Origin of the sequence: Ligilactobacillus araffinosus DSM 20653 (assembly GCF_001435375.1) — a bacterium.
Classification (GTDB): Bacteria; Bacillota; Bacilli; order Lactobacillales; family Lactobacillaceae; genus Ligilactobacillus; species Ligilactobacillus araffinosus.
The window spans coordinates 1-25,762 of the sequence record NZ_AYYZ01000014.1 but is presented as its reverse complement, the minus strand read 5'-3'; the positions used below and the strand labels follow the sequence as shown (position 1 = coordinate 25,762).

28 protein-coding genes, 1 tRNA gene and 1 other annotated feature are annotated in these 25,762 nt (G+C 40.0%); of the genes, 25 read left to right on the top strand and 4 right to left on the bottom strand.

Annotation, left to right across the window (positions count from 1 at the left end):
* Positions 1-66 precede the first annotated feature (66 nt).
* From FC64_RS02660 to FC64_RS02645, 4 genes are all read left to right on the top strand, one after another.
* On the top strand, positions 67-2,259 hold the full coding sequence (locus FC64_RS02660) for a Tex family protein (RefSeq protein WP_057906416.1): 2,193 nt from the start codon (positions 67-69) through the stop codon (positions 2,257-2,259).
* Positions 2,256-2,699, top strand: coding sequence for a SprT family protein (locus FC64_RS02655; protein WP_057906415.1), 444 nt, complete (start codon positions 2,256-2,258; stop codon positions 2,697-2,699). Before FC64_RS02660 ends, FC64_RS02655 begins: the two co-directional genes overlap by 4 nt.
* A gap of 54 nt (positions 2,700-2,753) precedes the next feature.
* A tRNA-Leu gene (locus FC64_RS02650) sits at positions 2,754-2,838 on the top strand.
* Between the two features lie 161 nt (positions 2,839-2,999).
* The gene (locus FC64_RS02645; protein WP_057906414.1) at positions 3,000-3,980 is read left to right on the top strand and encodes a beta-ketoacyl-ACP synthase III; all 981 of its coding nucleotides are present in this window, start codon (positions 3,000-3,002) and stop codon (positions 3,978-3,980) included.
* A gap of 32 nt (positions 3,981-4,012) precedes the next feature.
* Here the strand turns inward: FC64_RS02645 and FC64_RS02640 are convergent, their stop codons facing one another.
* Positions 4,013-5,281, bottom strand: a complete 1,269-nt coding sequence (locus tag FC64_RS02640) for an LCP family protein (RefSeq protein WP_081035621.1) — start codon at positions 5,279-5,281, stop codon at positions 4,013-4,015.
* A 127-nt stretch (positions 5,282-5,408) separates the two neighbouring features.
* Here FC64_RS02640 and FC64_RS02635 point away from each other — a divergent pair, with 127 nt between their 5' ends.
* Both FC64_RS02635 and FC64_RS02630 read left to right on the top strand, forming a co-directional pair.
* The gene (locus FC64_RS02635) at positions 5,409-5,966 is read left to right on the top strand and encodes a C40 family peptidase (protein WP_057906413.1); all 558 of its coding nucleotides are present in this window, start codon (positions 5,409-5,411) and stop codon (positions 5,964-5,966) included.
* Positions 5,967-6,041: 75 nt separating this feature from the next.
* Positions 6,042-6,740, top strand: a complete 699-nt coding sequence (locus tag FC64_RS02630; protein ID WP_057906412.1) for a 2,3-bisphosphoglycerate-dependent phosphoglycerate mutase — start codon at positions 6,042-6,044, stop codon at positions 6,738-6,740.
* Between the two features lie 38 nt (positions 6,741-6,778).
* On the opposite strand, the gene FC64_RS02625 is transcribed toward FC64_RS02630, so the two are convergent.
* Genes FC64_RS02625 through FC64_RS02615 form a run of 3 tightly spaced genes read right to left on the bottom strand, consistent with a single transcriptional unit; the run spans position 6,779 to position 9,117 of the window.
* Entirely contained in the window at positions 6,779-8,113 is a 1,335-nt protein-coding gene (locus FC64_RS02625) for a C1 family peptidase (RefSeq protein ID WP_057906411.1), read from the bottom strand.
* An 18-nt stretch (positions 8,114-8,131) separates the two neighbouring features.
* The gene (gene rpiA, locus FC64_RS02620) at positions 8,132-8,821 is read right to left on the bottom strand and encodes a ribose-5-phosphate isomerase RpiA (RefSeq protein ID WP_057906410.1); all 690 of its coding nucleotides are present in this window, start codon (positions 8,819-8,821) and stop codon (positions 8,132-8,134) included.
* Between the two features lie 14 nt (positions 8,822-8,835).
* Positions 8,836-9,117, bottom strand: coding sequence for a hypothetical protein (locus FC64_RS02615; RefSeq protein WP_057906409.1), 282 nt, complete (start codon positions 9,115-9,117; stop codon positions 8,836-8,838).
* A 112-nt stretch (positions 9,118-9,229) separates the two neighbouring features.
* On the opposite strand from FC64_RS02615, the gene FC64_RS02610 reads away from it, so the two are divergent.
* The 19 genes from FC64_RS02610 to FC64_RS02520 all read left to right on the top strand — a co-directional run bounded on the left by FC64_RS02610 (position 9,230) and on the right by FC64_RS02520 (position 25,680).
* Positions 9,230-9,766, top strand: coding sequence for a dCTP deaminase/dUTPase family protein (locus FC64_RS02610; protein ID WP_057906408.1), 537 nt, complete (start codon positions 9,230-9,232; stop codon positions 9,764-9,766).
* Positions 9,767-9,781: 15 nt separating this feature from the next.
* Positions 9,782-11,152, top strand: a complete 1,371-nt coding sequence (gene radA / locus FC64_RS02605; protein ID WP_057906407.1) for a DNA repair protein RadA — start codon at positions 9,782-9,784, stop codon at positions 11,150-11,152.
* A gap of 15 nt (positions 11,153-11,167) precedes the next feature.
* Positions 11,168-12,283, top strand: a complete 1,116-nt coding sequence (locus FC64_RS02600; protein WP_057906406.1) for a PIN/TRAM domain-containing protein — start codon at positions 11,168-11,170, stop codon at positions 12,281-12,283.
* 130 nt (positions 12,284-12,413) lie between these two features.
* The gene (gene gltX / locus FC64_RS02595; RefSeq protein ID WP_057906405.1) at positions 12,414-13,904 is read left to right on the top strand and encodes a glutamate--tRNA ligase; all 1,491 of its coding nucleotides are present in this window, start codon (positions 12,414-12,416) and stop codon (positions 13,902-13,904) included.
* A gap of 66 nt (positions 13,905-13,970) precedes the next feature.
* A complete protein-coding gene (gene cysS / locus FC64_RS02590; RefSeq protein ID WP_057906404.1) occupies positions 13,971-15,377 on the top strand; it encodes a cysteine--tRNA ligase in 1,407 nt (468 codons plus the stop codon).
* A complete protein-coding gene (locus FC64_RS02585; RefSeq protein WP_202987241.1) occupies positions 15,377-15,790 on the top strand; it encodes a Mini-ribonuclease 3 in 414 nt (137 codons plus the stop codon). Before cysS ends, FC64_RS02585 begins: the two co-directional genes overlap by 1 nt.
* Before the next feature lie 10 nt (positions 15,791-15,800).
* Complete coding sequence (gene rlmB, locus FC64_RS02580) at positions 15,801-16,523, top strand: 23S rRNA (guanosine(2251)-2'-O)-methyltransferase RlmB (RefSeq protein ID WP_057906422.1); 723 nt, start codon at positions 15,801-15,803, stop codon at positions 16,521-16,523.
* A 3-nt stretch (positions 16,524-16,526) separates the two neighbouring features.
* Positions 16,527-17,048, top strand: a complete 522-nt coding sequence (locus tag FC64_RS02575) for an NYN domain-containing protein (protein WP_057906403.1) — start codon at positions 16,527-16,529, stop codon at positions 17,046-17,048.
* A gap of 59 nt (positions 17,049-17,107) precedes the next feature.
* Positions 17,108-17,260, top strand: a complete 153-nt coding sequence (gene rpmG, locus FC64_RS02570; RefSeq protein ID WP_057826791.1) for a 50S ribosomal protein L33 — start codon at positions 17,108-17,110, stop codon at positions 17,258-17,260.
* A 13-nt stretch (positions 17,261-17,273) separates the two neighbouring features.
* Positions 17,274-17,438, top strand: coding sequence for a preprotein translocase subunit SecE (gene secE, locus FC64_RS02565; protein ID WP_057906402.1), 165 nt, complete (start codon positions 17,274-17,276; stop codon positions 17,436-17,438).
* A gap of 113 nt (positions 17,439-17,551) precedes the next feature.
* On the top strand, positions 17,552-18,103 hold the full coding sequence (gene nusG / locus FC64_RS02560) for a transcription termination/antitermination protein NusG (protein WP_057906401.1): 552 nt from the start codon (positions 17,552-17,554) through the stop codon (positions 18,101-18,103).
* Between the two features lie 89 nt (positions 18,104-18,192).
* Positions 18,193-18,918, top strand: coding sequence for an alpha/beta fold hydrolase (locus FC64_RS02555; RefSeq protein ID WP_057906400.1), 726 nt, complete (start codon positions 18,193-18,195; stop codon positions 18,916-18,918).
* 28 nt (positions 18,919-18,946) lie between these two features.
* A complete protein-coding gene (gene rbsU / locus FC64_RS02550; RefSeq protein WP_057906399.1) occupies positions 18,947-19,831 on the top strand; it encodes a ribose/proton symporter RbsU in 885 nt (294 codons plus the stop codon).
* Between the two features lie 134 nt (positions 19,832-19,965).
* Positions 19,966-20,391, top strand: a complete 426-nt coding sequence (gene rplK / locus FC64_RS02545; protein WP_057826786.1) for a 50S ribosomal protein L11 — start codon at positions 19,966-19,968, stop codon at positions 20,389-20,391.
* Positions 20,392-20,491: 100 nt separating this feature from the next.
* Positions 20,492-21,187, top strand: coding sequence for a 50S ribosomal protein L1 (rplA, locus tag FC64_RS02540; RefSeq protein ID WP_057906398.1), 696 nt, complete (start codon positions 20,492-20,494; stop codon positions 21,185-21,187).
* A 41-nt stretch (positions 21,188-21,228) separates the two neighbouring features.
* Positions 21,229-21,344, top strand: a sequence feature (ribosomal protein L10 leader region).
* A gap of 22 nt (positions 21,345-21,366) precedes the next feature.
* Positions 21,367-21,888 carry a 50S ribosomal protein L10 gene (gene rplJ / locus FC64_RS02535; protein ID WP_057906397.1) on the top strand — a complete coding sequence of 174 codons (522 nt, stop codon included), beginning with the start codon at positions 21,367-21,369 and terminating at the stop codon, positions 21,886-21,888.
* A 39-nt stretch (positions 21,889-21,927) separates the two neighbouring features.
* Complete coding sequence (rplL, locus tag FC64_RS02530; RefSeq protein ID WP_057906396.1) at positions 21,928-22,296, top strand: 50S ribosomal protein L7/L12; 369 nt, start codon at positions 21,928-21,930, stop codon at positions 22,294-22,296.
* 161 nt (positions 22,297-22,457) lie between these two features.
* Complete coding sequence (gene mprF / locus FC64_RS02525) at positions 22,458-25,040, top strand: bifunctional lysylphosphatidylglycerol flippase/synthetase MprF (RefSeq protein WP_057906395.1); 2,583 nt, start codon at positions 22,458-22,460, stop codon at positions 25,038-25,040.
* 103 nt (positions 25,041-25,143) lie between these two features.
* Positions 25,144-25,680 (top strand): phenolic acid decarboxylase, encoded by a 537-nt coding sequence (locus FC64_RS02520; protein ID WP_057906394.1) that lies wholly within the window; start codon positions 25,144-25,146, stop codon positions 25,678-25,680.
* Positions 25,681-25,762: the final 82 nt, after the last annotated feature.

Genomic DNA, 25,762 nt, shown 5'->3' with positions numbered 1-25,762 from the left:
GGTTGAAAAAGCAGGGAGGCTGCGACGAGGGTCACAACCTCTCTTTAATTTTAAAGGAGAAGAAAGATGGAACAGCAATATCTTGAAATTACAGCACATCAACTGCCGCAACTTCGGCCGCATCAAATCAAAGAAGCATTAAATTTGCTTGAAGATGGGAATACGGTCCCATTTATTGCCCGGTACCGGAAAGAAATGACGGGCAGTCTTGATGAAGTTCAACTGCGTGAGATTCAAAAAACGTATGATCAGGTTGCAAAAATTGAAAAACGCAAAGCCGATATTATTAGTAAAATTGATGAACAGGGCAAACTGACGGCAGCGTTGAAGGCGAAAATCAACCAAGCTGATAATATACAACTACTGGAAGATCTTTATTTGCCATACAAGCAAAAGCAAAAAACCAAAGCCCAAATTGCTAAGGATGCGGGGTTAGAACCGCTTGCCCGGTATGTTTTGGAATTTAATTCCGGCATTGAAGCTGAAGCGACTAAATACTTAAATCCGGAAAAGAAAATTACGACGGTTGATGATGCTCTCCGTGGCGTTCATGAGATTATTGCGGAGGCATTCGGCCAGAATGTTCAGTTACGGGACTGGGTTCGCCAAAACACGTTAAAACACGGGAAAATTATTTCAAAAGTCAAAAATGAAGAAGCCGATGAAAAAGGTGTTTATCAGCTGTATTATGACTTTGAACAGCTAATCAGTAAAATGGCTTCCCATCAAACCCTGGCCCTTGATCGTGGTGAAAAAGAAAAAATCATTCGGGTAAAGGTTGAACTTGATGAGCAATTTGTATTACGATATTTTCATTCCCGATTTATCGGCAGTCGTCAAGGCGAAGCAGTGTCCATCATTGAGGATGCATATACGGATGCTTATCGGCGTTTCATCCGGCCGGCAATTGAACGTGAAATCCGGAAACAATTAACGGAAAAAGCCGATGAAAAGGCGATCAATGTTTTTGGCGATAATCTGTACCATTTGCTGATGCAGGCGCCGTTAAAGGGCAAAACGGTTCTTGGATTGGACCCAGCATTCAGAACAGGCTGCAAGCTGGCAGTGATTGATCCGACCGGTAAATTTCTGGCAAAAGCCGTAATTTACCCGCATGAAAAGGCGAAGGGACAAAAACCGAATCTTAAGTTACGGACAGAAGCAAAGGAAAAACTCAAAGCCCTAATTAACGATTATCACGTTGAAATGGTCGCAATTGGGAACGGAACTGCCAGTCGGGAATCTGAAGCATTCGTTGCTGAAGTTTTAAAAGAGATTTCAACATCGGTTTACTATGTGATCGTCAACGAGGCAGGGGCTTCTGTTTACTCCGCAAGTCAAATCGCCCGGGACGAATTTCCTGACTTTAACGTTGAAGAACGGTCAGCAGTCAGCATCGCACGGCGACTGCAAGATCCATTGGCTGAATTGATTAAAATTGATCCGAAATCAATTGGAGTTGGCCAGTATCAACATGATCTGCCAGAAAAAGAACTTGATAATAAGTTGAGTCAGGTAATTGAAACGGGCGTCAACCAGGTAGGGGTTAATTTAAACACTGCCAGCCCGCAATTATTAGAGCACATTTCAGGATTGAATAAGACGATTGCAAAAAATATTGTGAAGTACCGTGATGAAAACGGCAAGTTTAAGACGCGGAAGGAATTGTTAAATGTTCCACGGCTCGGAAATAAGGCATATGAACAGTCAGCTGGTTTCTTGCGTATCGTGAACGGAACTAATCCATTGGATAACACCGACATTCACCCTGAAAGCTATGCAGTTGCCGAAAAGGTTTTAGCGGCTAATCAGGCAGCTCAGGATGAAATTGGGACAGCTAAGCTGAATCAAAAGTTAAAGCAGTTTGATCAAAAGCAGTTTGCAGCTGATAACCAAATTGGCGAAGCAACGTTGACGGATATTGTTTCAAGTTTAGAAAAACCAGGACGTGATTTCCGGGATACGATGCCAATGCCGCTTCTACGTTCTGATACACTTCACCTTGAAGATTTGAAACCGGGAATGCAGCTTCAAGGGACAGTCCGGAATGTTGTTGATTTCGGCGTTTTTGTAGATATTGGCGTTAAGCAGGACGGATTAGTGCATATTTCGAAGTTAAGTGATTCATACGTTACGAACCCGCGGGATGTGGTTGCTGTTGGAGATATCGTTGACGTATGGGTCGATAGTGTTGATGAAAAGCGCGACCGGATTCAATTATCAATGGTTGCGCCAACGGAACAAAAGGCAGAAAAATGACCAATCAAGAATTGCAACGGTTAATTGAGCGGATTTCAATTGAATCATTTCAAGTTCGGTTTCGCCATACTGCAAGCTTTAATTCCCGGTTGCGGTCAACTGGTGGACGGTATATGTTGGAAACTCATAATATTGAAATCAATCCGCACATCGCAACCGATTACCCGCCTGAAATTTTGGTAGGGGTAATTAAACATGAACTGTGTCATTATCACTTACATTTAAATCATTGCGGTTATCAACACCGGAATCGTGATTTTAAAGTTTTACTGCAAAAAGTTGGCGGAAGCCGATATTCACCGTCAAGTTTGCGTCCAGATCCGCAAATTGTGTATGAGTGCCGGCAATGCCATAAACGGTATTACCGCCAGCGTCATTTTAATATCCAGAAGTACTGTTGTTCGCGATGTGGCGGTCATTTGAAATTAATTTCAAAATAATTAAAAAAGATATTGCGTCTGATAATTTTGTCTGTTATAATTATTTCTGTTGTCGCGGGTATGGCGGAATTGGCAGACGCGTCAGACTAAGGATCTGGTGAGCATTGCGCTCGTGATGGTTCGAATCCATTTACCCGCATTGAAAGTGAGCTGAGGTGATTGTACCTCAGCTTTTTTTTACCTAAAAGCACAAATATTTTGCATTCATTCCCTTTCAGGAGTATCTTAGACTAAGATTTTAAATTAGGGTGTATATCTGCTTAAAGGGTAATGAGAAAAAAGAATTTTGAGGTGAATATAATGTCAGTTAGTGTTAAATTAACAGCCAGTGCAGGGTATTTACCTGAACGGGTCGTTACAAATGATGAATTAAGTAAAATTATGGATACTTCTGATGAATGGATTCAAGCTCATACAGGAATTAAAACTCGTCACTATGCGATTAATGAAGATTCATCTGAAATGGCAACTAAGGTTGCGGAAAACCTTTTGCAACAGGCACATGTTGCCCCTGAAGAAATTGATTTGATCATCGTTTCAACAATTTCACCGGATGCACTGACGCCGTCAACCGCTGCCCTTGTTCAAAAGAATATTGGAGCGAAAAATGCCTTTGCCTATGACTTGTCAGCTGCCTGTGCCGGGTTTATTTTTGGTTACAGCACGGCAGATAAGTTTCTTCACAGTCCGCAGTACAATAAGGCAATTGTGATTAGTGTTGAAAATAACTCAAAGATGATGGACTTTACGGACCGGACATCGACTGTTTTCTTCGGTGACGGTGCTGCCGGTGCATTGTTAGAAAAGAAGGAAGGCGCAACGGATTCATTACTTGCTGAAAAAATGCGAGCCGATGGCAACATGGAAGCCGTTAATAGTGGCCGAATCAAACCGATTTCAGCTGTTAAGGCTGAAAATTATCCGCAAGCAAAGGCCTTTTATCAAGATGGTCCGGCCGTGTTTAATTTTGTAACAACAACGGTCATCGATCACATGAAAGATTTCTTAAATGAAAATCAAATTGATCCGCAAGAAATTGATTTGGTAATTCCTCACCAAGCAAATTTACGGTTGCTTGAAAAAATTTCTGAAGGGTTGAATATTCCATTTGAAAAGTTTGCTGTTAATGTTGACTACGCTGGCAATACTTCTTCAGTGGGAATTCCGTTGGCATTAAGCGAACAGCTAGCAAACGGAAAACGACCAAAGAAAGCGTTATTAACAGGCTTTGGTGCGGGGTTAGTTTACGGGAGTCTGCTGTTAGACTTAAGTGATTATTAAAAAAGATTGTGCGATTTTTCGCACAATCTTTTTTAGTATCCATAATTTCCAGTTCCATTTCCTGGTGTTTGGTTAGTGTTGCCGGCTTCTGTACTCGTTCCGTATCCTTGAGTTGGGGTTTGAGGAGAAGTTGTTGTTTGGTTTCCATAACCCGTTCCGGTTCCGTAATCCCCAGTATTTCCAGTTGCTGAGCCGTATCCATCACCGGGTGAGGTGGTATCTGTGGTTGCATCATCATCACTGCTACCATCACCTTCAAGTTGACTGAGTGAATCTTTTTCAAAGTCGTAATCCGAATCCTTTAATCCAAGTTGATGCCGAATTGCATTTGAAATTTTGCGCTTTTCAGCAGCAGTTGCAACTTGATATGATAAACCGCTTAATGTTTCGCTATTTCCTTGGAGGACTTGAGATGAAACATGCTTTCCAGAATTTTTATAATAAGATTCAATCATCATTAAATCATCATACGAAAGATCAGTCTTTAGACTTCCTTGGATTGCATTAATTGTTTTATTGTATTTTGTTAATGATGAAGCTGACATTGCTTTTTTGATGATTGCTGTTAAAATTTGTTTTTGCCGCTTTTGTCGACCATAATCTCCCTGCGGATCATCATCACGCATTCTTGAATATGATAGGGCTTGCTTTCCATCAAGTTTGATTTTTTTGCCCTTTGTGACCGATACATTTTGATATGAGAACGTTAATGGGGGAGTGACGGTTACTCCTCCAAGATCATCAATAACTTTTACTAACCCTCCCATATTAATTAGCATGTAAAAGTTGATTGGAATATCAAGTGTTTTTTCAACGGTCTTAACGGCAAGATTTGTTCCGCCGTACGTGTAAGCTGAATTAATTTTGTCGTATGCATTATCTGAACCTGAAATATGAACGGCTGTATCTCGCGGAATACTGGTCATTGTAATCTTTTGGGTTTGGGGATTAACAGTCATTATGATCATCGTATCTGTTCGGCCCTTATAAGTTCGTCCAAGGTCTCCGGTATCGGTTCCCATCAGTAGGACCGAAAATGGTTTTTTATCTTTTAAAACCTTAGAAACCGTTTGATCTTTAGATGTTGGTGCGTAGGCCTTTGACATTGCTGTTCGTGTGTGATTTAAAATGTTTAGTGCAAATGCGCCGATGCCGTAAAATCCAATCAATAATACAACTAAACAAATCGCACAAATCTTTTTACGGAGATTTTGTTTTGCCCGGTTTCGTTTATGATATTCTTCAGTTCGTGAAGGAATTTCATCATATAATGATGTATCTTCGCGTTTATTATTATCCATAATAACTCCTTAATTTTGTATTAAAAACGTTATCTTTGATTTTAATTTTGCTTATCTACTGAATTATACCAAAAAAAATAATTGAAAAGTTGAATAAATTGCGAATTTAATAAATGGAGGGATGATAATGATTCAAAAGTTAATAATTATTGGTACTGCTGCATTATTATTAATATGCGGAACAGAAAAAGTTCATGCATCAAGTTATTATTGGGCGCCAAAAACGAAAATTAGTAATGTTGAAGTAACGGTTTCGGCTGGTACGGAACTTGAATTGCCAACTGAAATGAATCACGATTTTGAAAAGGACGGAAATAATTTAGAAGACGAACAAAACGGCAATCCAATCATTCGTGAAGCCCGAAAATATCTTGGGGTGCCATATGTTTGGGGTGGAACCACGCCGCATGGTTTTGATTGCTCAGGCCTTGTTCAATATGTATATGCGCAATGCGGGAAAAAGTTACCACGAGTTACGACTCAGCAGGAACGCTGCGGAAGAAAAATTCCGCTTAATCAAGCACAACCGGGCGATTTGTATTTTTGGGGAATTTCAGGACAGACTTACCATGTTGCTTTAGCATGCGGAAACGGAAAGTTTATTCAGGCACCTGCGCCAGGGCAATCCGTAATGGTTTCGGATGTTCATTTTTTTCGACCAGATTTCGCAATTCGACTTGATTAAAGTTCTTTCTGCTTTATCGTCCGGGGGGATTTTGATATGATAAAAACTGGTTAAAAAGCGTAAGAAGGTGAACTAATGGTTAAATTAGTTTTACTCCGCCACGGACAGAGTATTGCAAATCAAAAAAATGAATATACAGGATGGTCAGATGTCCCGCTAACAGCGTTAGGCGAGTCGCAAGCGCATTCAGCTGGCCGGCTTTTGCGTGAAGAAGGAATTCAATTTGGTGATGTTCATACATCAGTTTTAGTTCGGGTAATTAAAACGGCGAATATTGTTTTAGATGAGATTAATCAGTTATGGATTCCGGAACATAAGACTTGGCGATTAAACGAACGCCATTATGGAGCGTTACGAGGATTAAATAAGGACTATACCCGTCAAATTTATGGAAAGAAACAGGTTGCGCTTTGGCGACGGTCATATTATTCAATTCCGCCAGAATTGGATAAATTTGATGATGATCGGCGATATGCAAATGTTCCGCATGATTTATTACCATTATCTGAAAGTTTAGAAATGGCTTCCGCCCGCATTATCCCATACTGGATCGATGAAATTGCGCCGCGACTAAAAGCTGGAAAGAATCAGCTGGTTGTGGCTCACGGTAGTTCTTTACGGGCATTGTTGAAATACCTTGAACGAATTAGCGATGAAGGCATTGATGGGGTTGAGGTTTATAATGGTGAACCAATTGTTTATACGTTAGATAACCAAACGCTTGAAGTTCGGAATAAGAAAGTTTTATCATATGAAAAAAAATCTGCTGATTAAGCAGATTTTTTTGTTTTAGATTGAACTTTATTAATGAATTAAGCTAATGCTCCCATTGGATCCCACGGAGCAAGAACAGTTGGTTCTTCCTTCAAGATTTCTTGAAGATCTTTTGGCAAGTATTTCTTATTAACAACGATTTGGTAGCAGAATTCTTCCATCCAGTCATTGCTCATTACAAAGAATCCTTTTTCACCGACCTTATCGCCCCATGAATTTTCAACTTTCCATTTCGTTGGCTGACCGTCAACCAAATCAACACCGGTCAATACCATGGCGTGGGTCATCATGCTTTCGCCGTAGTCAAGCCGTTCAGCCTTTGACATTGAAAAATCAACATCGAAAAGTTCGTCTTGATGGTAAAGGTTCGTGTCCATGATACCTTTTTTCCGGTCTGATTCTTGACCAACATCTGAACCAAACCAAACACTTTCACCATGTTTAAGTTGTTCAATGGCAACTTTGCGGAAGGTTTGCATATCGAGGTTCAAGTGGCGAACTTGCCGGCCGCCTAAGACATTTCCAAGCATTTCAACCGTGTACATGTGGTTGAATGGTTTGTCAGCGGTTGGAGCATTGATAATTGAAACGTAATCGTCTAAATTCCAGTCAACATACTTCTTGAAGAATTCTTGCGGCGTAATATCTTCGATTCGGTGGTATTTGTTATCAGTATCACGATATTCAAAATCAAAACTTGCCGGTGGTTCACCAAATGTGTAAGCTAACATCCGGTAAATTTCATTCAGCATTTTTTCCTTTGCTTTTTGAATATCAGCATCGCTCTTGTTAGCGGCAACCAATTCGCGTAATTCAACGGCGTCTTTGCGAAGCTTAAGGTTGAGCTGTTTATTGATTTCCGTTGAGTTTGATGAATTAAATGTTTCTGGCATAACAGTTTGCGGAACAACCCCGTATTTTTGAATCAATGCGACTAACATGTCCCATTGGCCGCCATCTTGTTGCGGAGTTTGCATCAACCATGCAACTTTGCGATCAGAAGTTGGCAGTTCGGCAGTTTGCAACACATTTTCAAGGAAATAATTTGATTTTTCAAGCTTATCCCAGAAGAAGGTGTAGTTTTGTGAAAGTTCAAAGTCGTCTTTCATATGCAACTTTTCACGCATTGAGTGCCGCATTGTATTTAAGGCAGCAAACATCCAACAACGACCAGAACGTTTTTGATCAGCAACTTTTCCGGTGTCAATATCGATTGAAAAGACCTGATCCATGGCGACTTCTGATCGATAGTCAGCACTGACGCTTAAAATGCCGTTTTTGGTAACGGCCCGTTCATTGACTTCGTGATCTTCGCGTTTGTTAAGGTCAGCTTGAAAATTTTGTAGTTGTTCTTGACTAATTGCTTTACTCATAAATTATTCACCTCAAAATTAACGTTTAACTTGAATTATTTCTGGACCATCTTGCCGTCCTACAATCACAGTATTAACCATGTCGAGGAATAACCCTTGTTCAACAACTCCAACTTGATTAATAAGATAATTTGCAAGCGTATGCGGATGATCAATTTCATGTAAATGAAGATTAATAATATAGTTATTTGAATCAGTTCTTAACCGTTCATTGGTTTCAGGATCGATCATATATTTAGGATTAAGACCTTTCTTTTCAAGTCGGTCAAATATTTTTTGACTTCCATACGGAATTACTTCAATTGGAAGAGGAAATGATCCTAGTTTAGGTGAAAGCTTGCTTTCATCAACGATCCACATTACTTTATCAGAATTAATGGCAACAATCTTTTCAAAAAGTAACGATGCACCGCCCCCCTTAATTCCTTGAAAGTCAGAGCTGATTTCATCTGCTCCATCAATCGTTAAGTCAATATGATCAACTTCATCAACTGATTTTAAAGGAATACCAAGACTTTGAGCTTGGCGCGCAGTTCTTTTCGAAGTTGTAACTCCAATGATGTTGAGTTTTTCTTCGCGAATCCGTTTGCCAAGAGCATCGATCATGTACTCAGACGTTGAACCAGTGCCAAGTCCGAGAACCATTCCGTCTTCTACAAATTCGACTGATTTTTCTCCAACGAGTTTTTTAAGTTGATCTTGATTCATAAGTAGACCTCCTTTTAAATTTTATGAAGTGGCTTGGCTAAATATGAATTAAATTCAGGATGATGATTAAAAAATTCAAGGGCTTCAGGCCAAAGCGGAATAATCTGAAGATCAGCGGCTTTGAAGCGCTGAATAAAGTCCTGAATTAATTTAATTTTTAAACTTTGGTCATCTTTGACCCACACCCGTTCAATAACATAGAGGGATGAAGGTGAAAAGTGACGGAATCCAAGGTTAGCGATCATTTTATCGCTATCCTGGTAGATCAGTTCATTTTCGTTCCAAATCGTTTCCATAATTTAACCTCCACTTACCATAAAGTTTAGCATATTCACGCCAATAAAGTTATCCATATTTAAGTTTTTAATGGTATGATTAATAAATAAGAATGAGCAGAGGAGAATTACTATGAATCGTGGTTTTGAAGTTGTTTCACGTTATCGAAATGCAGGACTGGCGTTGCCTCAAAGAGCAACTCAGCATGCTGCCGGCTATGACTTTTGTGCAGCTGAAGATTTTGTTCTTCCAAGCATTTGGAAATTGAATTTTGTCAAAATTTTTAAAGCCTTACGGGAGCAAAAGCCGCTTACTGATCAAGATTATGAAGATGCCAATCATGTTTTGAAACCGTACCTTGTTCCAACGGGAATTAAGGCTTATATGGGCGATGATGAATTTTTGATGTTAGCGAACCGTTCAAGTTCACCATTAAAGCGCGGCATCGTTCTTCCCAATGGAGTTGGAATCGTTGATGCCGATTATTATGGCAATGCAAATAACGAAGGCGAAATTTTCTTCCAACTAGTGAATTTCGGTGTGCGGGATCAAGTGATCAAAAAGGGGGAACGGCTTGGCCAAGGAATTTTTATTCCATATTTAACAAGTGATAATGAACAAGCTCCGCAAATGAAACGAACCGGGGGCTTTGGTTCATCAGGAAAATAATTAGGATGATTGAAAATGGCAAAAACAAAAACACAGTATGTATGTCAGGAATGCGGGTATGTTTCTCCTCGTTATCTTGGACGGTGTCCGAATTGCGGAGCATGGAATTCCTTAATTGAAGAGGTTAAAGAACAGCCGTCAGCAATTAAGCAAAAGCCGCACATGACGTTTGCAGGCAATGAAGTTAAACCGCAGCTGATCGATGAAGTTTCAACATCGGAAACACCGCGGGTCAAAACTCAATATGAAGAATTCAACCGGGTTCTTGGCGGGGGCGTGGTCCCTGGTTCTCTTGTACTGATTGGCGGGGATCCCGGAATTGGAAAGTCAACGCTACTTTTGCAGGTTTCCGGTCAACTGGCTCAGACGCAAAAAGTCCTGTATGTTTCAGGTGAAGAAAGCGCGGTTCAGATCAAATTACGGGCTAACCGGCTGGGCGTCGGTGGCAGCAACTTTTATCTTTATCCGGAAACTAATATGGACTGCATTCGGCAAAACATTGAAGAATTAAAACCAGATTATGTCATTATTGATTCGGTTCAAACCATGCAAGAGCCAGAAATGACATCAGCGGTTGGAAGCGTTGCACAAATTCGCGAAGTGACATCCGATTTAATGAAAATTGCGAAAACAAATGGCGTAACGGTCTTCGTTGTTGGCCACGTTACTAAAGGCGGTGCAATTGCTGGACCAAAGATTTTAGAACACATGGTTGATACGGTATTGTACTTTGAAGGCGACCAGCATCGAGCATATCGGATTTTACGAGCAGTCAAAAACCGGTTTGGTTCAACAAATGAAATTGGAATTTTTGAAATGAAACAGGGCGGATTGGTTGAAGTTGCAAATCCATCTGAAGTTTTTCTTGAAGAGCGGTTACGTGGCGCAACTGGTTCCTCAGTGGTGGTTTCGCTGGAAGGAACGCGGCCAATTTTGGTTGAAATTCAAGCGTTGGTAACCCCAACGGCTTTCGGAAATGCTAAACGGACAACAACGGGCCTTGACCACAACCGCGTAGCTTTGATTATGGCGGTTCTTGAAAAACGGGCCGGACTGCTGTTACAAAACCAAGATGCATATTTGAAAGCGGCCGGCGGAGTGAAACTTGATGAACCGGCGATTGACCTTTCGATTGCAATTAGTATTGTCTCCAGTTACCGTGATGCAGAAACTTCGCCAACTGATTGTTTTATTGGTGAACTGGGATTAACCGGCGAAGTCCGGCGGGTCAATCGAATCGAGCAACGGGTCGCCGAAGCCGCAAAACTTGGGTTTAGGCGGGTCTTTATTCCTAAAAACAATCTTGATGGATGGCAGATTCCAAATAATATTCAAGTTATGGGGGTTCAAACCCTTGCAGAAACATTGAAACTGGTTTTCAAATAGAAAGAAGGCGAGATTATGCGAAAAAAATTAATTCGGATTGCATTGATGATCCTGGGAATCGGTGCAGGATACTCATTTTTACCGGCAATTTGGGCAGCATTCCATTTTCATAATCCATGGTTGGTCAATGCGCCGGTGGATATGGTGATCGGTTTAGTTATTTTCACATTACTTTCATTTTTATTTGTCGATCCGTTTGACCGAATAATTGATCGAATCGAAAAACATTTATTGCGTCAGCAAACGGATAGTTTGTTTTCAGAGGTAATTGCAATTATTTTAGCGTTGATTCTGGGTTTTTTGATTACAACTCCATTAACGCGGTCACGGTCACTTTTTGTGAGTGCTTTTTTGCCAATTGTAATTTTAATTTTATTCGGCTATCTCGGGTTTGTAGTTGGCCGTTCGCGAACACTTGAACTGCGTAACCTTTTTAACCGAAAAAAGAAAGAGAAAAGTTCATCAGATGGAATGGTTTTAGAACGCAAAGCAGGTCAGAATTTTTATCATTATAAATTGTTAGATACTAATATTTTGATTGACGGGCGAATCTATGATCTTGCGAAGACGGGGTTTCTTGAAGGAACGCTTGTTGTTCCTAACTTTGTTTTATATGAATTGCAATATATCGCGGATTCAGGAGATAGTATTAAACGGGTCCGTGGTCGACGCGGATTGGATATTTTAAATAAATTGCGGGATGAGAAGATTGTTCCGATTGAAATGTATGATGGCGATTTTGATGATATCCAAGAAGTTGATAGTAAGTTGATCAAATTGGCAAAGCTGATGGATGCTGAAATTATTACAAATGATTACAATTTGAACAAGGTCAGTGAATTTCAAAATGTTAGGGTTTTAAATATTAACCAGTTAGCCAAATCATTAAAGCCGCGGGTCATTCCGGGTGAGAAACTCCAGGTAACGATCATTAAAAGCGGAACTGAACGGCAACAGGGAGTCGCATACCTTGATGACGGAACGATGATCGTGGTTGAAGACGGTAAATTCTTCATGAATAAAATGATCGAAGTTGAAGTTACAAGTGCAATTCAAACGGATGCCGGCCGAATGATTTTTGCTAAATTGGCTCATTCAAAACGTGAACTGAATGAAAAAAATGATAATTAATGATGAAGCATTTATTTTTTCAAGATTTCATTGTAAAATTAAACGGTAAATATTTATAAATAAGAACGGCAAAGCGTGATAGCGGTTTGTTGCGGCTTTAGATAAAAATAACAAGGAAGAGGCGCTATTAATGGCTAAGAATAAAGTCAGAGTGCGTTACGCACCAAGTCCAACAGGACACTTACATATTGGAAATGCTCGAACAGCATTGTTTAACTATCTTTTTGCTCGGCATAATAAAGGAACTTTCGTTTTACGGATCGAAGACACCGATACGAAGCGGAACGTTGCTGACGGTGAAAAGAGCCAGATGGAGAACTTAAAGTGGCTTGGAATTGACTGGGATGAAGGTCCAGATAAGCCAGGTAAGTATGGCCCATACCGTCAATCAGAACGGAAAGACATTTATCAGCCATTAATTCAAGAATTGCTTGATAAGGGCTTAGCATATGAATCATATATGACCGAAGAAGAACTTGAAAAGCAACGTGAAGAACAAAAGGCACGCGGCGAAGCTCCTCGGTATGTTTATGAATACGAAGGAATGTCAGACGACGAAATCAAGGCAAGCCAAGAAGCTGCACGGGCAAAAGGCATTAAGCCGGTTATTCGGATTCACGTTCCGCACAACAAAACCTATGAATGGGATGACATTGTAAAGGGCCACATCAGTTTCCAATCGGACACAATCGGGGGCGACTTCGTCATTCAAAAGCGTGACGGAATGCCAACTTATAACTTTGCGGTCGTTGTTGACGATCACATGATGGAAATTACGCACGTTTTACGTGGGGACGATCACGTTGCTAATACACCAAAGCAATTAGTTGTTTACGAAGCTTTTGGCTGGGAAGCTCCGCAATTCGGTCACATGTCATTGATTATTAACTCAGAAACTGGCAAGAAGTTAAGTAAGCGTGATGAAACGGTTCTTCAATTTATTGAACAATATCGGTCACTCGGTTATTTACCAGATGCAATGTTTAACTTTATTACATTATTAGGTTGGTCACCAGTTGGGGAATCAGAAATCTTTAACCAACGGGAATTTATTAAGATGTTTGATCCTAAACGTTTAAGTAAGTCGCCGGCAGCATTCGATGTTAAGAAGCTTGAATGGATCAATAACCAATATGTCAAGGCTGCAAACTCAGATGTAATCGCTGATTCAGCACTGAAGCAATTGATTAAAGCTGGTAAAATTGAGGAAAATCCAGACACAATGAAGATTGAATGGGCTCGTCAATTAACAAGCTTATACAAGCAACAGATGTCATACACGGGTCAAATCGTTGAAATGGCTGATGTTTTCTTCAGTGAACCAGATAAGCTAGATGATGCTGCCAAGGAAGAACTTGCAGTTGAAACAGCACCGGTTGTATTAAAAGAATTTGCAGAACGCGTAAAGAAGCTGCCGATTTTTGATGCAACGGAAATTCAAAACACGATCAAAGCAATTCAAAAGGAAACCAAGATTCGCGGGCGGCAATTATACATGCCGATTCGAATTGCCACAACGCGTGCAATGCACGGTCCGGACCTCGCACCATCAATTGAATTGCTTGGGCGTGAAAAGGCATTGAAGCACCTTGAACAAACATTAAAGGAAATCGGTGCTTAGTGAAGGCAAATATTTGATTAGAGAGGGCGGACGTTGGTCACCCTCTTTTGTGTATAGGAGAGCAAAATGCAAATTTATAATACATTAACTAACCAAAAAGAAGAATTTAAACCGATCCACCCGGGCAAGGTCATGATGTATGTTTGTGGACCAACCGTTTACAATTATATTCATATTGGTAATGCCCGAAGTGTGGTTGCGTTTGATACTGTTCGCCGGTATTTGGAATATAAGGGATTCGATGTTCAGTATGTTTCAAACTTTACGGACGTTGATGATAAGTTGATCAAAGCAAGTCAAAAAACCGGAATGGCGGTTCCTGCATTAGCGAATAAATATATTAAGGCATTCTATGAAGATATTGATGCGTTAAACGTTGAGCGGGCAACGTTAAATCCACGCGTAATGGAAAATATGGACGATATCATTACGTTTATTAATGAATTGGTTCAAAAGGGCGCGGCTTACGCGGTTGACGGTGACGTATACTTTAAGACTCGTGAGTTTAAGTCATACGGGAAACTTTCAGGTCAATCGATCAACGACCTTGAACAGGGGGCAAGTGAACGCGTAACGGATGAAGAACAAGCTAAAAAACATGATCCACTTGATTTTGCTCTTTGGAAAAAAGCCAAGCCGGGTGAGATTGCCTGGAATTCACCTTGGGGAAAGGGGCGTCCTGGATGGCATATCGAATGCTCGGTAATGGCAACCAAGTATTTGGAAGATACGATCGATATTCACGCTGGCGGGGTTGATCTTGAATTTCCGCACCATGAAAATGAGATTGCTCAAAGTGAATCCAAAACAGGTTATAAATTTGTTAATTATTGGATGCATAACGGATTTGTAACGATCGGCAAGGAAAATGAAAAAATGAGCAAGTCGCTTGGCAACTTTGTCACGGTGCATGACTTGGTAAAGAAGGTTGATCCGCAAGTGATCCGTTTCTTTATGGCAACAACCCATTATCGGCGACCGGTTCAATATACGGAAGAAAATCTTGCCGAAGCGAAAACGAATCTTGAAAAGCTGACAACGGCTTACCGGAATCTTGATTATCGGATGAAGGATGCTGAGGCAATTTCAGCTGATGAAGCGGTTCAGCATCAATTTAAACAATTGGTCAGCGATTACGAAAAAGCAATGGACGATGACTTTAACGTTCAAAATGCAATGACTTCGCTTTATGAATTTGCTAAATTGATGAACGTTTATGCTGAAAAGGAACAGGTTTCAAAAGAGCTTGCAAAGGCAATGTTGACGAAATTTGAAACATTAATGCAAATTATCGGAATCAAGATGCCGAAGCAGGAATTATTGGACGAAGAAATTGAAAAGCTGATTCAAGAACGGACCGAAGCCCGCGCAAATAAGGACTATGCTCGCAGCGATGAAATTCGGGATGAATTGAAGGGCCAAGGAATCATTCTTGAAGATACTGCTCAAGGAACACGATGGAGAAGAGAATAATGGCAATTGCAGACTATAATCAAATGAACGGAATTGCACTTGCATATATTGGCGATGCGATTTATGAAGTGTACGTTCGGCAACATTTGCTTCAAAAGGGACTTACTAAACCAACTAAGTTGCATCACATTGCAACCCGGTATGTTTCGGCAAAGGCTCAGGCATTTTTGGTCGAACGAATGGAAAATCAACATCTTCTGACAGAAGAAGAACAAGAATATTTTAAACGTGGTCGGAATGCGAAAAGTCACACGTCGGCCAAGAATACATCAGTAGTGACTTATCGGATTTCAACCGGATTTGAAGCTCTTTTTGGTTATCTATATTTAAGTGAGCAAAAGAATCGCTTGGACGAAATTGCAGCCTGGTGTATTAAAACGGTTGAGGAGGAGAATTTAAGTGGCTCAAAGTAATACAAATGATATGGTGATCGGGCGCCACCCAGCCATGGCAGCGCTCAAATCGGGTCAGACGATTAATAAGGTGTTTGTTCAAGCAGGATCAAACTCGGATGCGATCGCTGAAATCGTAACCCGTGCGAAACAAAAAGGAATCATTGTTTCGCAAGTTCCCAAAACCAAATTGGATCAACTGAGCAATAATCAAAATCACCAAGGCGTTGTTTTGACGGTTTCACCGTTTGAATATGCAACGGTTGATGATTTATTTGCACGGGCTGCAAAGCGCAATGAAGATCCGCTTTTCTTGATTCTTGATGGAATCGAAGACCCGCATAATCTAGGATCGATTTTACGGACAGCGGATGCAGCCGGTATTCATGGAATTATTATTCCGAAACGACGGGCAGTTCAATTGACGTCAACGGTTGCGAAAACATCAACCGGCGCCATTGAATACGTTCCGGTTGCGCGGGTCACGAATTTAGTTCAAACCGTAAAGCGATTAAAGGAGCGGGGGGTCTGGGTCTTTGGAACGGATATGAAAGGCCAAGATTTCCGGAAGTGGAGTGCCAAGGGACCAACAGCGATGGTCATTGGAAATGAAGGAAAAGGAATTTCAGCGCTTTTGAAAAAAGAATGCGATGAAATGCTGACGATTCCAATGGTTGGTCATGTTCAAAGTTTAAATGCCAGTGTGGCTGCCAGTTTATTAATGTATCAAGCATTTTCATCACGGGGAGAATAACCGATGAAAAAGCGGATCTTAATTGTGGATGCTTATAATATGATCGGTAACTGGCCGCAGCTTGATAAGTTAAAAAAGGCTGACCGGTTAGAAGATGCGCGTGATCAGTTATTGAAAGTTCTTTCGAATTACCGTAAGCAAATGGACATGGAAATCATAGTTGTGTTTGACGCGATGTACGTTCCGGGACTTTCAAAAAGCTATCGACAATATGATTTAACGATCATTTGGACGGATGAAGGACAAACAGCTGATAGTTACATTGAATCTTTGGCTGGAAAATTACTATCGCCATTGACGCAGGTAACGGTTGCTACCAGTGATCAGGCCGAACAATGGACGATTTTTTCACAGGGCGCCTTGCGGAAACCAGCATGGGAATTATACCAGGATATTAAACATGCCCGACGAAAGGTCAATGAGGCAACGAAAAATTATCAAATTCAATCAACGGTTCGGAAAAGTCCGTGGGATGATCACCAGCTGGAAAAGCTTGCTCAATTACGGGATGAACTTTCAGAATAAGTTGACACATGCAAAGAATTAATTGTATAGTTATCATGAGATTTTAGAAGGAGAGAATTATGTCTTCAAAACGTAAAATTGCATTAGCTTGTTCAGTTTGCGGTTCACGGAACTATACGATCACTGAGAATCCGAACCGGACTGAACGCCTTGAAGTAAAGAAATTCTGTAAATACTGTAATAAACATACTCTTCACCGAGAAACGAAATAAAGGAGCGAGAACGTTGAAGTTTTTTAAAGAAGTTATTCAAACGATGAAGGATACGACGTGGGAAAATGCACGTGAAACTCGGAAAGATACATCAACGGTTGTTACAATGTCAATTCTCTTAATTATCTTTTTTGCAGTCGTTGATGCTGCCGTTCAAGGTTTGATTTCCTTTATCTAGTCAAACGCAGAAAAGTTTGTTATACTGACGTTAGTTGAAAGAACCTTCGCTTTGCGAGGTTTTTTTATTTTGTTTTGAAATTAACCGAACTATAAATGAATGGAAGGATTACAATGGCAGAAACATCAGAAAAAAAGTGGTATGTTTTACATACATACTCTGGATATGAAAACAAGGTCAAAACGAACCTTGAATCACGGGCTCAATCAATGGGAATGGAAGACTACATTTTTCGCGTAGTTGTTCCGGAAGAAGAAAAACATGAAACAACGAAAACAGGGAAGGAAAAAGTTGAAACGTTAAAGACTTTCCCTGGATATGTGTTAGTTGAAATGGTAATGACGGACCAATCATGGTATGTTGTTCGGAATACCCCAGGGGTTACCGGATTTGTTGGTTCTCATGGTTCAGGAAGCAAACCAGCACCATTATTGGATTCAGAAATCCAAACGATTTTACATGGCCTTGGCATGAGTACCCGTCATCAAGATTTTAAGGTCAACGTGGGTGATTCGGTTGCAATTATTAATGGACCATTTAAAGGCCAAGTAATTAAAGTAACTGAAGTTGATGGCGAAAAGATGAAGATCAAAGGAAACATCTTAATGATGGGGCATGAAACCAACGTTGAAGTCGGTTTTGATGAAATCGATAAGATTGTTTAATTTGAGATTCAGTTTTAAGATTAACTATAATGAGTGAGGTTGCGGAAACAACCTCATTTTTATTAAGAATATAGAAAGAATTGATAAAAATGCGAGTTCAAGAACCGACGCTTTTCATTCATGGTTATTCGGGAACGTATTTTTCTTTTCGAAAGATGTTGAAACGGTTTGCGAAAAACCACTGGGGAGAAAAATCATGCATTGTGATCATTTCGCGTACCGGCCAGATTTATTTTTGGGGTCGACCGCGTTCATTGATCCAGGTTTTATTTTTAGAAAACCGCGATAATGTTGCTCATCAAGTTAATTGGATCTGGAAATTATTGAATCAGTTAAAGACAAATTATGGAATTTCGCACGTGAACCTGGTTGCCCATTCAATGGGATGTGTATCGGTTTTGCTGTATCTGAATCAGTACGGATATGATGACCGAAATTCCAAAGTTAAACGGGTGGTCACGATCGGGGCACCGTTCAATGACGTTGAAGTTGGAAAACGAACGCCATATATTGAAGATCATCCGTTAACGACAACGGGTCCGGTTGAAATGTCGCCCCTTTACCGGTGGCTGAAAGCCAATAATATTGGGATGCCTGCAGACGTTCGTTTCCTGAACATTGCGGGAAATTTGCAGAACGGAACATTTTCTGATGGTCAGGTTTCGGTCAATTCGGCGCTATCATTACGTTATTTGGTCAGAGATGTTCGGCGGCAATATCAGGAATATATTATTCACGGGAAACGGGCTGAACATAGTCTTTTACATGAAAACGAACAGGTTGATCAAATTATCGGTAAGTTTTTAACCCATTAATAAAGAAATTGAAATGGAGTGGAATTAAATGAATTTAGTTGCGATTTTAGTTGGATTAGGGCCATTAATTGGATGGGGAATCTATCCGACGATTGCATCAAAATTTGGCGGTAAACCTGTCAATCAGATTCTTGGATCAACAATTGGAACATTGATTTTTGCAGTTGTTTATAATCAGATCGAACATTTGGGATTTCCTCAAGGTAAGAATCTGTCATTAGCAATTCTTTCGGGAATTGGGTGGGCGCTTGCACAAATAATCACCTTTTATTCATTTACGCTGATCGGATCATCACGTGCAATGCCAGTTACAACGGCTTTTCAACTTTTAGGAGCCTCACTTTGGGGCGTCGTTGCTCTGGGCGATTGGCCGACAATGATCGATAAAATTGTGGGGTTTGTTGCCTTGGCAGTGATTATTCTAGGTGCTTGGATGACAGTTTGGAGTGAACATGCTACAAAGAAAGACAGTGATTCTTTGCGCAAAGCAGTTATTGTTTTACTAATCGGTGAAATTGGATATTGGACTTACTCAGCCGCTCCACAAGCAGCAAGCATTAACGGAAAACAAGCATTTTTGCCACAGGCAATTGGAATGGTAATTGTAGGCATGCTTTATGGCATGATCATTTCAATTAAAAAACATGATAATCCGTTTGCTCAAAAAGTAACATATAAGCAAATTATTTCAGGATTTTTCTTTGCATTTGCGGCACTTACGTATTTAATTTCAGCGCAGCCGAATATGAATGGACTGGCAACCGGCTTTATTTTGTCACAAACATCCGTTGTTTTAGCAACGTTGACAGGAATCTGGTTCTTAGGACAAAAGAAAACGCATCGTGAAATGGCAGTTACGGTTAGCGGTTTGATCTTGATCATCGCTGCGGCTGCAATTACAGTCATTGTTTAACATAAGTTTCAGTGCAGACCATTGCACTGAAACTTTTTTTGTGATATATTTTAAAAGTATGTTTTACACATACTTAGTGGGAGGTCAAATCTGAATGGCCATCCGAACCACACACGGAAGAGGAGGTTTTTACCGTGGCAAAGAATGTAGTAAACGTAGTTAAGTTACAAATTCCTGCTGGAAAAGCAACTCCAGCTCCTCCTGTAGGTCCAGCTTTAGGACAAGCAGGTATCAATATTATGGGATTCACAAAGGAATTTAATGCACGGACAGCTGATCAAGCCGGCATGATTATTCCTGTTGTTATCAATGTATATGAAGACCGTTCATTCGACTTCATTACAAAGACACCACCTGCTTCAGTATTACTTAAGAAGGCTGCTGGTGTACAAAAAGGCTCAGGCGAACCTAACACAAAGAAGGTCGCAACAGTTACAAAAGACCAAGTTAAGGAAATCGCTGAAACAAAGATGCAAGATCTAAACGCTGCAGACGTTGAAGCTGCTATGCGCATGATTGAAGGTACTGCACGGAGCATGGGCTTTGTTGTTAAAGACTAAGCATAACTAACATGCTTCCCCAGGCGGACACTTTGCGAAAGTAAAGATGTCAAGTGGGAGGTTTATCCGATGACCACATTTTGCAAGGAGGAAAACACTAATGGCTAAAAAGAAAAGTAAGAAATATTTAGAAGCTGCAAAGCAAGTTGAAGCTGGCAAGAGCTACACATCAGAAGAAGCCCTTGAATTAGTTAAGAAGATTGACTTTGCAAACTTTGATGCAACTGTTGAAGCTGCATTCAACTTAAACCTTGATACAAAGCAAGCTGACCAACAATTACGTGGCGCAATGGTTTTACCAAACGGTACAGGTAAAGATCAAAAGGTTATCGTATTTGCTAAGGGTCCTAAGGCTCAAGAAGCTAAGGATGCCGGTGCAGATGTTGTTGGTGACGAAGACTTGGCACAACGGATTCAAGATGGCTGGTTAGACTTTGATGTTGCAATTGCAACCCCAGACATGATGGCTCAAGTAGGTCGTTTAGGTCGGGTTCTTGGACCTAAAGGCTTAATGCCAAACCCAAAGACTGGTACAGTTACAATGGACGTTAAGAAGGCTGTTACAGACGCTAAATCAGGTCAAGTAACATACCGGACAGACCGTGACGGTAACGTTCACGTTCCCGTTGGTAAGGTTTCATTTGATGCTAAAGCATTGAACGAAAACTTCATGGCAATTTACGAAGTAATTGCTAAGGCTCGTCCAGCTGCTGTTAAGGGAACATACATCAAGCACTTATCAGTTGCTTCAACATTCGGACCAAGTGTTACGATTGACGTTAATACACTTAAATAAAAAATTAATTGACCGCTAAAACCGGTTATGATAAACTAAAAAAGTTGATAATAGTTCTACCTAAGACTCAGGTGGCGTAGGCCTCAAAATCCTGCCGAGGAGAATACGGTTCTTTCTCTATGTCTTAGTGTAGACATAGAGTTTTTTATTACTCTAATCTACAACTAGGAGGTGAAAACATGGTTAAAGAAATTATCGCTAAGAAGGCTGCAATCGTTGATGAAGTTGCTGACAAACTCAAAAGTTCAGTATCAAACGTTATTGTTGACTATCGTGGTTTAACTGTTGAAGAAGTTACCGATTTACGTAAACAATTACGTGAAGCCGGAGTTGAAATGCGCGTTATTAAGAACACATACTTAAAACGTGCAGCAGCTAAGGCTGAAATTGAAGGCTTAGATGACGTATTTGCTGGCCCAACGGCTGTTTGCTTCTCTGAAGAAGATGTTACAGCTCCAGCTCGGATTTTGGTTAAGTTTGCTGAAGATCATGAAAACCTTGAAATTAAAGGTGGCATGATTGAAGGTAAGGTTTCAACTTTAGACGAAATCGATGCTTTATCAAAACTTCCAGACCGCGACGGTTTGCTTTCAATGTTACTTTCTGTATTACAAGCACCAGTTCGCAACTTTGCATATGCTGTTAAAGCTGTTGCAGATAGCAAGGATGAAGGTGCGGATGCAGAAGCAGATGCAGAATAATTAATCAAAAATAATTTTTAAATTTCGGAGGAAAATAAAATGGCATTAGATACAGAAAAGATCATTGCTGACTTAAAAGAAGCTAGCATTCTTGAATTAAACGACTTAGTAAAAGCTATCGAAGACGAATTTGGTGTTTCAGCTGCTGCTCCAGTTGCTGCTGCAGGTGCTGCAGGTGCAGACGGCGCTGCTGAAAAGTCAGAATTCGATGTTGAATTAACAGACGCAGGTTCAGCTAAGGTTAAGGTAATCAAGGCTGTTAAGGATATTACAGGTCTTGGTTTGAAAGATGCTAAGGGCTTAGTTGATGACGCTCCTTCAGTAATCAAGGAAGGCGTTGCTAAGGACGAAGCAGAAGACATGAAGGCTAAACTTGAAGAAGTTGGTGCCAAGATTACTCTTAAATAATTAAGAGTATGTCTTTAAGGAGGATGGTTTCCATCCTCTTTTTTTTGTCGAAATTTAAGAAAATCATTTTTAATTTGAAACGGTTTTTTTTTTCCTTTTATCAAAAACAAACTTATTATATTATTTTAATTAGGACTGTTTAAAATTAAGGAGGAGCGATAATGCAAAAAGCATTTGCGCGAGTAAAAGATTTTTACCAAAAACATGCTACATTATTGAAAATGGTTTTCATTCTTTCAGTGTTGCTTTTTGTTTTTACGGAGATTGGAAAAATTTTTCACCAATTAAATTGGCATCAAGTTGGCGAAGCACTTTCAAATCAGTCGCCGGTCGTAATCATTGCAATGTTGATTTGTGGTTTGATTGCGGTGTTACCGATGCTGATTTATGACTTTGTCATCGTTAAGTTTTTACCAGGTGATTTTTCAACTGGTTATATCGCACGCAGTGGTTGGGTAACGAATACCTTTACTAATGTTGCAGGCTTTGGCGGTTTGTTAGGAGCCACGCTGCGGGCAAACTTCTATAAAGATGGTGCCAGTAAAAAAGAAATTTTATATGCAATTTCGAAAATTGCTTTGTTTTTGTTAGCTGGACTTTCGATTTTTTGTTGGATTTCATTGATAATGATGTTTACTATTCCGTCAGAAGTAATTTTCCATAAATATTCAATTTGGTTATTAGCCGGCGGACTGTATTTTCCAATTTTATTCTTTGTAACAAAATTTAAAGATAATGAATTCTTTAAAGATCTGACATGGAAACGAGAATTTGCTTTGATTGTTGGTTCAACAGTTGAATGGGGCTGTGCCGCTTTATTTTTCCTTGTGATCGGCGCTTTGATGGGAATTCACATTAAGTTGATCGATGTTGTGCCGTTGTATATCATTGCTGAAATCTTAGGGATTATTTCGATGGTTCCTGGTGGTTTAGGTTCCTTTGATGTGTTCATGATTTTGGAATTGACGCACTTAGGGGTTTCAAGTGAGTTAGCAGTTGTTTGGATTCTCTTCTTCCGGTTGTTTTATTACATTGTTCCGTTTATTTTAGGGGGCGTTTTCTTTGTCCACGATATGGGACATCAGATTAATGAGAATTTTGATGGGATTCCGCAATCGATCATTCAAAAAGTTGCGCATGGATTGGTAACGCTGTTTATGTACTTTTCAGGAATCTTCATGTTGCTTGAATCTGCGTTGCCGAACTTTACCTTCTCAAATTCAATTTTGATGAAGTTTATGCCGTATACATTCTTCTTCCTGAATCAGATGACGAATATCTTATTTGCCTTTCTGCTGTTAGGAATGGCACGAGCAATCCAACTCAAACAGCGTAAGGCATATGTTCCAACCTTGATTATTTTAGCAATTGGGGTTGTGAATACGTTGTGGAAAGAATATACCCCAACCCTGGCAATCTTCTTGGTCTTTGTAATGATCTGCATCGTGCTTTCACGCAAAGAGTTATACCGGGAAAAGATGCAGTTTTCATTTGAAAGTACGGTCTTAAGCATGTTGATGTTCGGGGGAGCTTTCTTGCTCTACATGCTTGTCGGAATTTTAAACCGGCCGCATCAACATCATCACCACCGGATTCCAAGTGGACTGATTTTCCCTGATCAACAGGTTTGGTTGTACGGATTAGTTGGAATGGTTCTTGCCGGCTTAATTCTATTGGTTATGATGAATTACTTTACGAAGGGTAAAGATCCTTTTAATCAGATGAACTTCCCTGAGGAACGAATCAAGGCGATCATTGATCAGTATGGAGGCAATGAAGTAAGTCATCTTGCTTACTTAAAAGATAAGTTTATTTACATTTTTCAGAAAGATCGTGAAGATCAGCTTTATTTAATGTACCAAATCAAAGCCGATAAAATTATCATTATGGGTGAACCGGTCGGAAATCAGCGATATTTGAAAGATGCAGTGCGAGAATTGGTTTCACTATCGGATAAATATGGTTATCAGTTAGTATTCTACGAAATCAATTCGAAGTTAACGATGATCCTTCACGAATTCGGGTTTGACTTTATTAAGACCGGTGAAGAAGGTTATGTTGAACTTGATAAGTTTACGTTGAGTGGAAAGAAACAACGGGCACAACGGGCTTTAATGAACAAATTCGAACGCGAAGGGTACGAATTTTCAATGGTTGAACCGCCGTTTAGCGAAGAATTAATGGCAGAATTAAAGGCAGTTTCTGATAGCTGGTTAGGCAGCCGAAACGAAAAGGGCTTCTCCCTTGGATTCTTTGATGAAAGCTATATTCAACGCACACCGGTTGCAATTGTTCGCGACAAAGATGGAAAGTTAGTATCATTTGCAACCTTAATGCCAATGGAAAAAGATACGTTGTCAATTGACTTAATGCGACATCGAAGCGATGCTCCATCAGGAATTATGGATAAGGTCTTTATCGAGCTTTTCAAGTACGGTCAGGAAAATGGTTACAAATACTTTGATCTCGGCATGGCACCGTTATCTAACGTTGGGGATTCGAAGTATAGTTTCATTGAAGAACGGGTTGCCCATTTCATTTATGAATACGGGTACAAGTTGTATGGTTTTCAAGGATTAAAGTCGTTTAAAAACAAATATGCAAACGAATGGCATTCAAAGTATACGACTTACCGGAAACGGAGTTCGATTGCGATTACGATGTTGCAATTGGTAATGGTTGTTAATAAGAAACGGAAACCAGAGAAGTTTACGGTCTTGGCACCGAAATTCTTGCAACAATAGTTATGAAAGAGAAGCATTGTGCATGGAGTGCTTCTTTTTTGTTTTTGAAAAGAAAAAATTGATTTGGTATAGTGTCTGTGTCAATGCATAAGGAGGAATAAAAATGGAAAAACAATTTAAAACACTTAATGATTTTTTAGGAACACATTTTATTTATACATATGACAACGGTTGGGAATATGAATGGTATGCTAAAAATGATCACACGGTTGATTATCGAATTCACGGCGGGATGGTTGCCGGTCGTTGGGTTAAAGACCAAGAAGCTGACATTGTAATGTTGACTGAAGGCGTTTATAAGATCACTTGGACTGAACCAACAGGAACAGATGTAGCTCTTGATTTTATGCCGAATGAAAAGAAAATGCACGGAACAATCTTTTTCCCTAAATGGGTCGAAGAGCATCCAGAAATCACGGTTACTTTCCAAAATGAACACATTGATGTGATGGAAGAAGCTCGTGAAAAATATGATACTTATCCGAAATTATTAGTTCCTGAATTTGCAACGATCACTTACATGGGTGATGCAGGCCAAAATAATGAGGATGTAATTGCTGAAGCTCCATATAAAGGAATGACAGATGACATTCGAAATGGAAAGTACTATGACTCAGATTACAAGCGAATCAAAAAGTAAGGAATAATAAAAAGCGTTAACTAGGAATTTTGATATGCACCCCAAATCTTGGACAAAATAAATCCAGGATTTGGGGTGTTTT

Bases quoted from the DNA above. Each gene is read 5' to 3' on its own strand.
- FC64_RS02660 (WP_057906416.1), top strand. From the start codon at position 67: ATGGAACAGCAATATCTTGAAATTACAGCACATCAACTGCCGCAACTT.
- FC64_RS02655 (WP_057906415.1), top strand. From the start codon at position 2,256: ATGACCAATCAAGAATTGCAACGGTTAATTGAGCGGATTTCAATTGAA.
- FC64_RS02645 (WP_057906414.1), top strand. From the start codon at position 3,000: ATGTCAGTTAGTGTTAAATTAACAGCCAGTGCAGGGTATTTACCTGAA.
- FC64_RS02640 (WP_081035621.1), bottom strand. From the start codon at position 5,281: ATGGATAATAATAAACGCGAAGATACATCATTATATGATGAAATTCCT.
- FC64_RS02635 (WP_057906413.1), top strand. From the start codon at position 5,409: ATGATTCAAAAGTTAATAATTATTGGTACTGCTGCATTATTATTAATA.
- FC64_RS02630 (WP_057906412.1), top strand. From the start codon at position 6,042: ATGGTTAAATTAGTTTTACTCCGCCACGGACAGAGTATTGCAAATCAA.
- FC64_RS02625 (WP_057906411.1), bottom strand. From the start codon at position 8,113: ATGAGTAAAGCAATTAGTCAAGAACAACTACAAAATTTTCAAGCTGAC.
- rpiA (WP_057906410.1), bottom strand. From the start codon at position 8,821: ATGAATCAAGATCAACTTAAAAAACTCGTTGGAGAAAAATCAGTCGAA.
- FC64_RS02615 (WP_057906409.1), bottom strand. From the start codon at position 9,117: ATGGAAACGATTTGGAACGAAAATGAACTGATCTACCAGGATAGCGAT.
- FC64_RS02610 (WP_057906408.1), top strand. From the start codon at position 9,230: ATGAATCGTGGTTTTGAAGTTGTTTCACGTTATCGAAATGCAGGACTG.
- radA (WP_057906407.1), top strand. From the start codon at position 9,782: ATGGCAAAAACAAAAACACAGTATGTATGTCAGGAATGCGGGTATGTT.
- FC64_RS02600 (WP_057906406.1), top strand. From the start codon at position 11,168: ATGCGAAAAAAATTAATTCGGATTGCATTGATGATCCTGGGAATCGGT.
- gltX (WP_057906405.1), top strand. From the start codon at position 12,414: ATGGCTAAGAATAAAGTCAGAGTGCGTTACGCACCAAGTCCAACAGGA.
- cysS (WP_057906404.1), top strand. From the start codon at position 13,971: ATGCAAATTTATAATACATTAACTAACCAAAAAGAAGAATTTAAACCG.
- FC64_RS02585 (WP_202987241.1), top strand. From the start codon at position 15,377: ATGGCAATTGCAGACTATAATCAAATGAACGGAATTGCACTTGCATAT.
- rlmB (WP_057906422.1), top strand. From the start codon at position 15,801: ATGGTGATCGGGCGCCACCCAGCCATGGCAGCGCTCAAATCGGGTCAG.
- FC64_RS02575 (WP_057906403.1), top strand. From the start codon at position 16,527: ATGAAAAAGCGGATCTTAATTGTGGATGCTTATAATATGATCGGTAAC.
- rpmG (WP_057826791.1), top strand. From the start codon at position 17,108: ATGTCTTCAAAACGTAAAATTGCATTAGCTTGTTCAGTTTGCGGTTCA.
- nusG (WP_057906401.1), top strand. From the start codon at position 17,552: ATGGCAGAAACATCAGAAAAAAAGTGGTATGTTTTACATACATACTCT.
- FC64_RS02555 (WP_057906400.1), top strand. From the start codon at position 18,193: ATGCGAGTTCAAGAACCGACGCTTTTCATTCATGGTTATTCGGGAACG.
- rbsU (WP_057906399.1), top strand. From the start codon at position 18,947: ATGAATTTAGTTGCGATTTTAGTTGGATTAGGGCCATTAATTGGATGG.
- rplA (WP_057906398.1), top strand. From the start codon at position 20,492: ATGGCTAAAAAGAAAAGTAAGAAATATTTAGAAGCTGCAAAGCAAGTT.
- rplJ (WP_057906397.1), top strand. From the start codon at position 21,367: ATGGTTAAAGAAATTATCGCTAAGAAGGCTGCAATCGTTGATGAAGTT.
- rplL (WP_057906396.1), top strand. From the start codon at position 21,928: ATGGCATTAGATACAGAAAAGATCATTGCTGACTTAAAAGAAGCTAGC.
- mprF (WP_057906395.1), top strand. From the start codon at position 22,458: ATGCAAAAAGCATTTGCGCGAGTAAAAGATTTTTACCAAAAACATGCT.
- FC64_RS02520 (WP_057906394.1), top strand. From the start codon at position 25,144: ATGGAAAAACAATTTAAAACACTTAATGATTTTTTAGGAACACATTTT.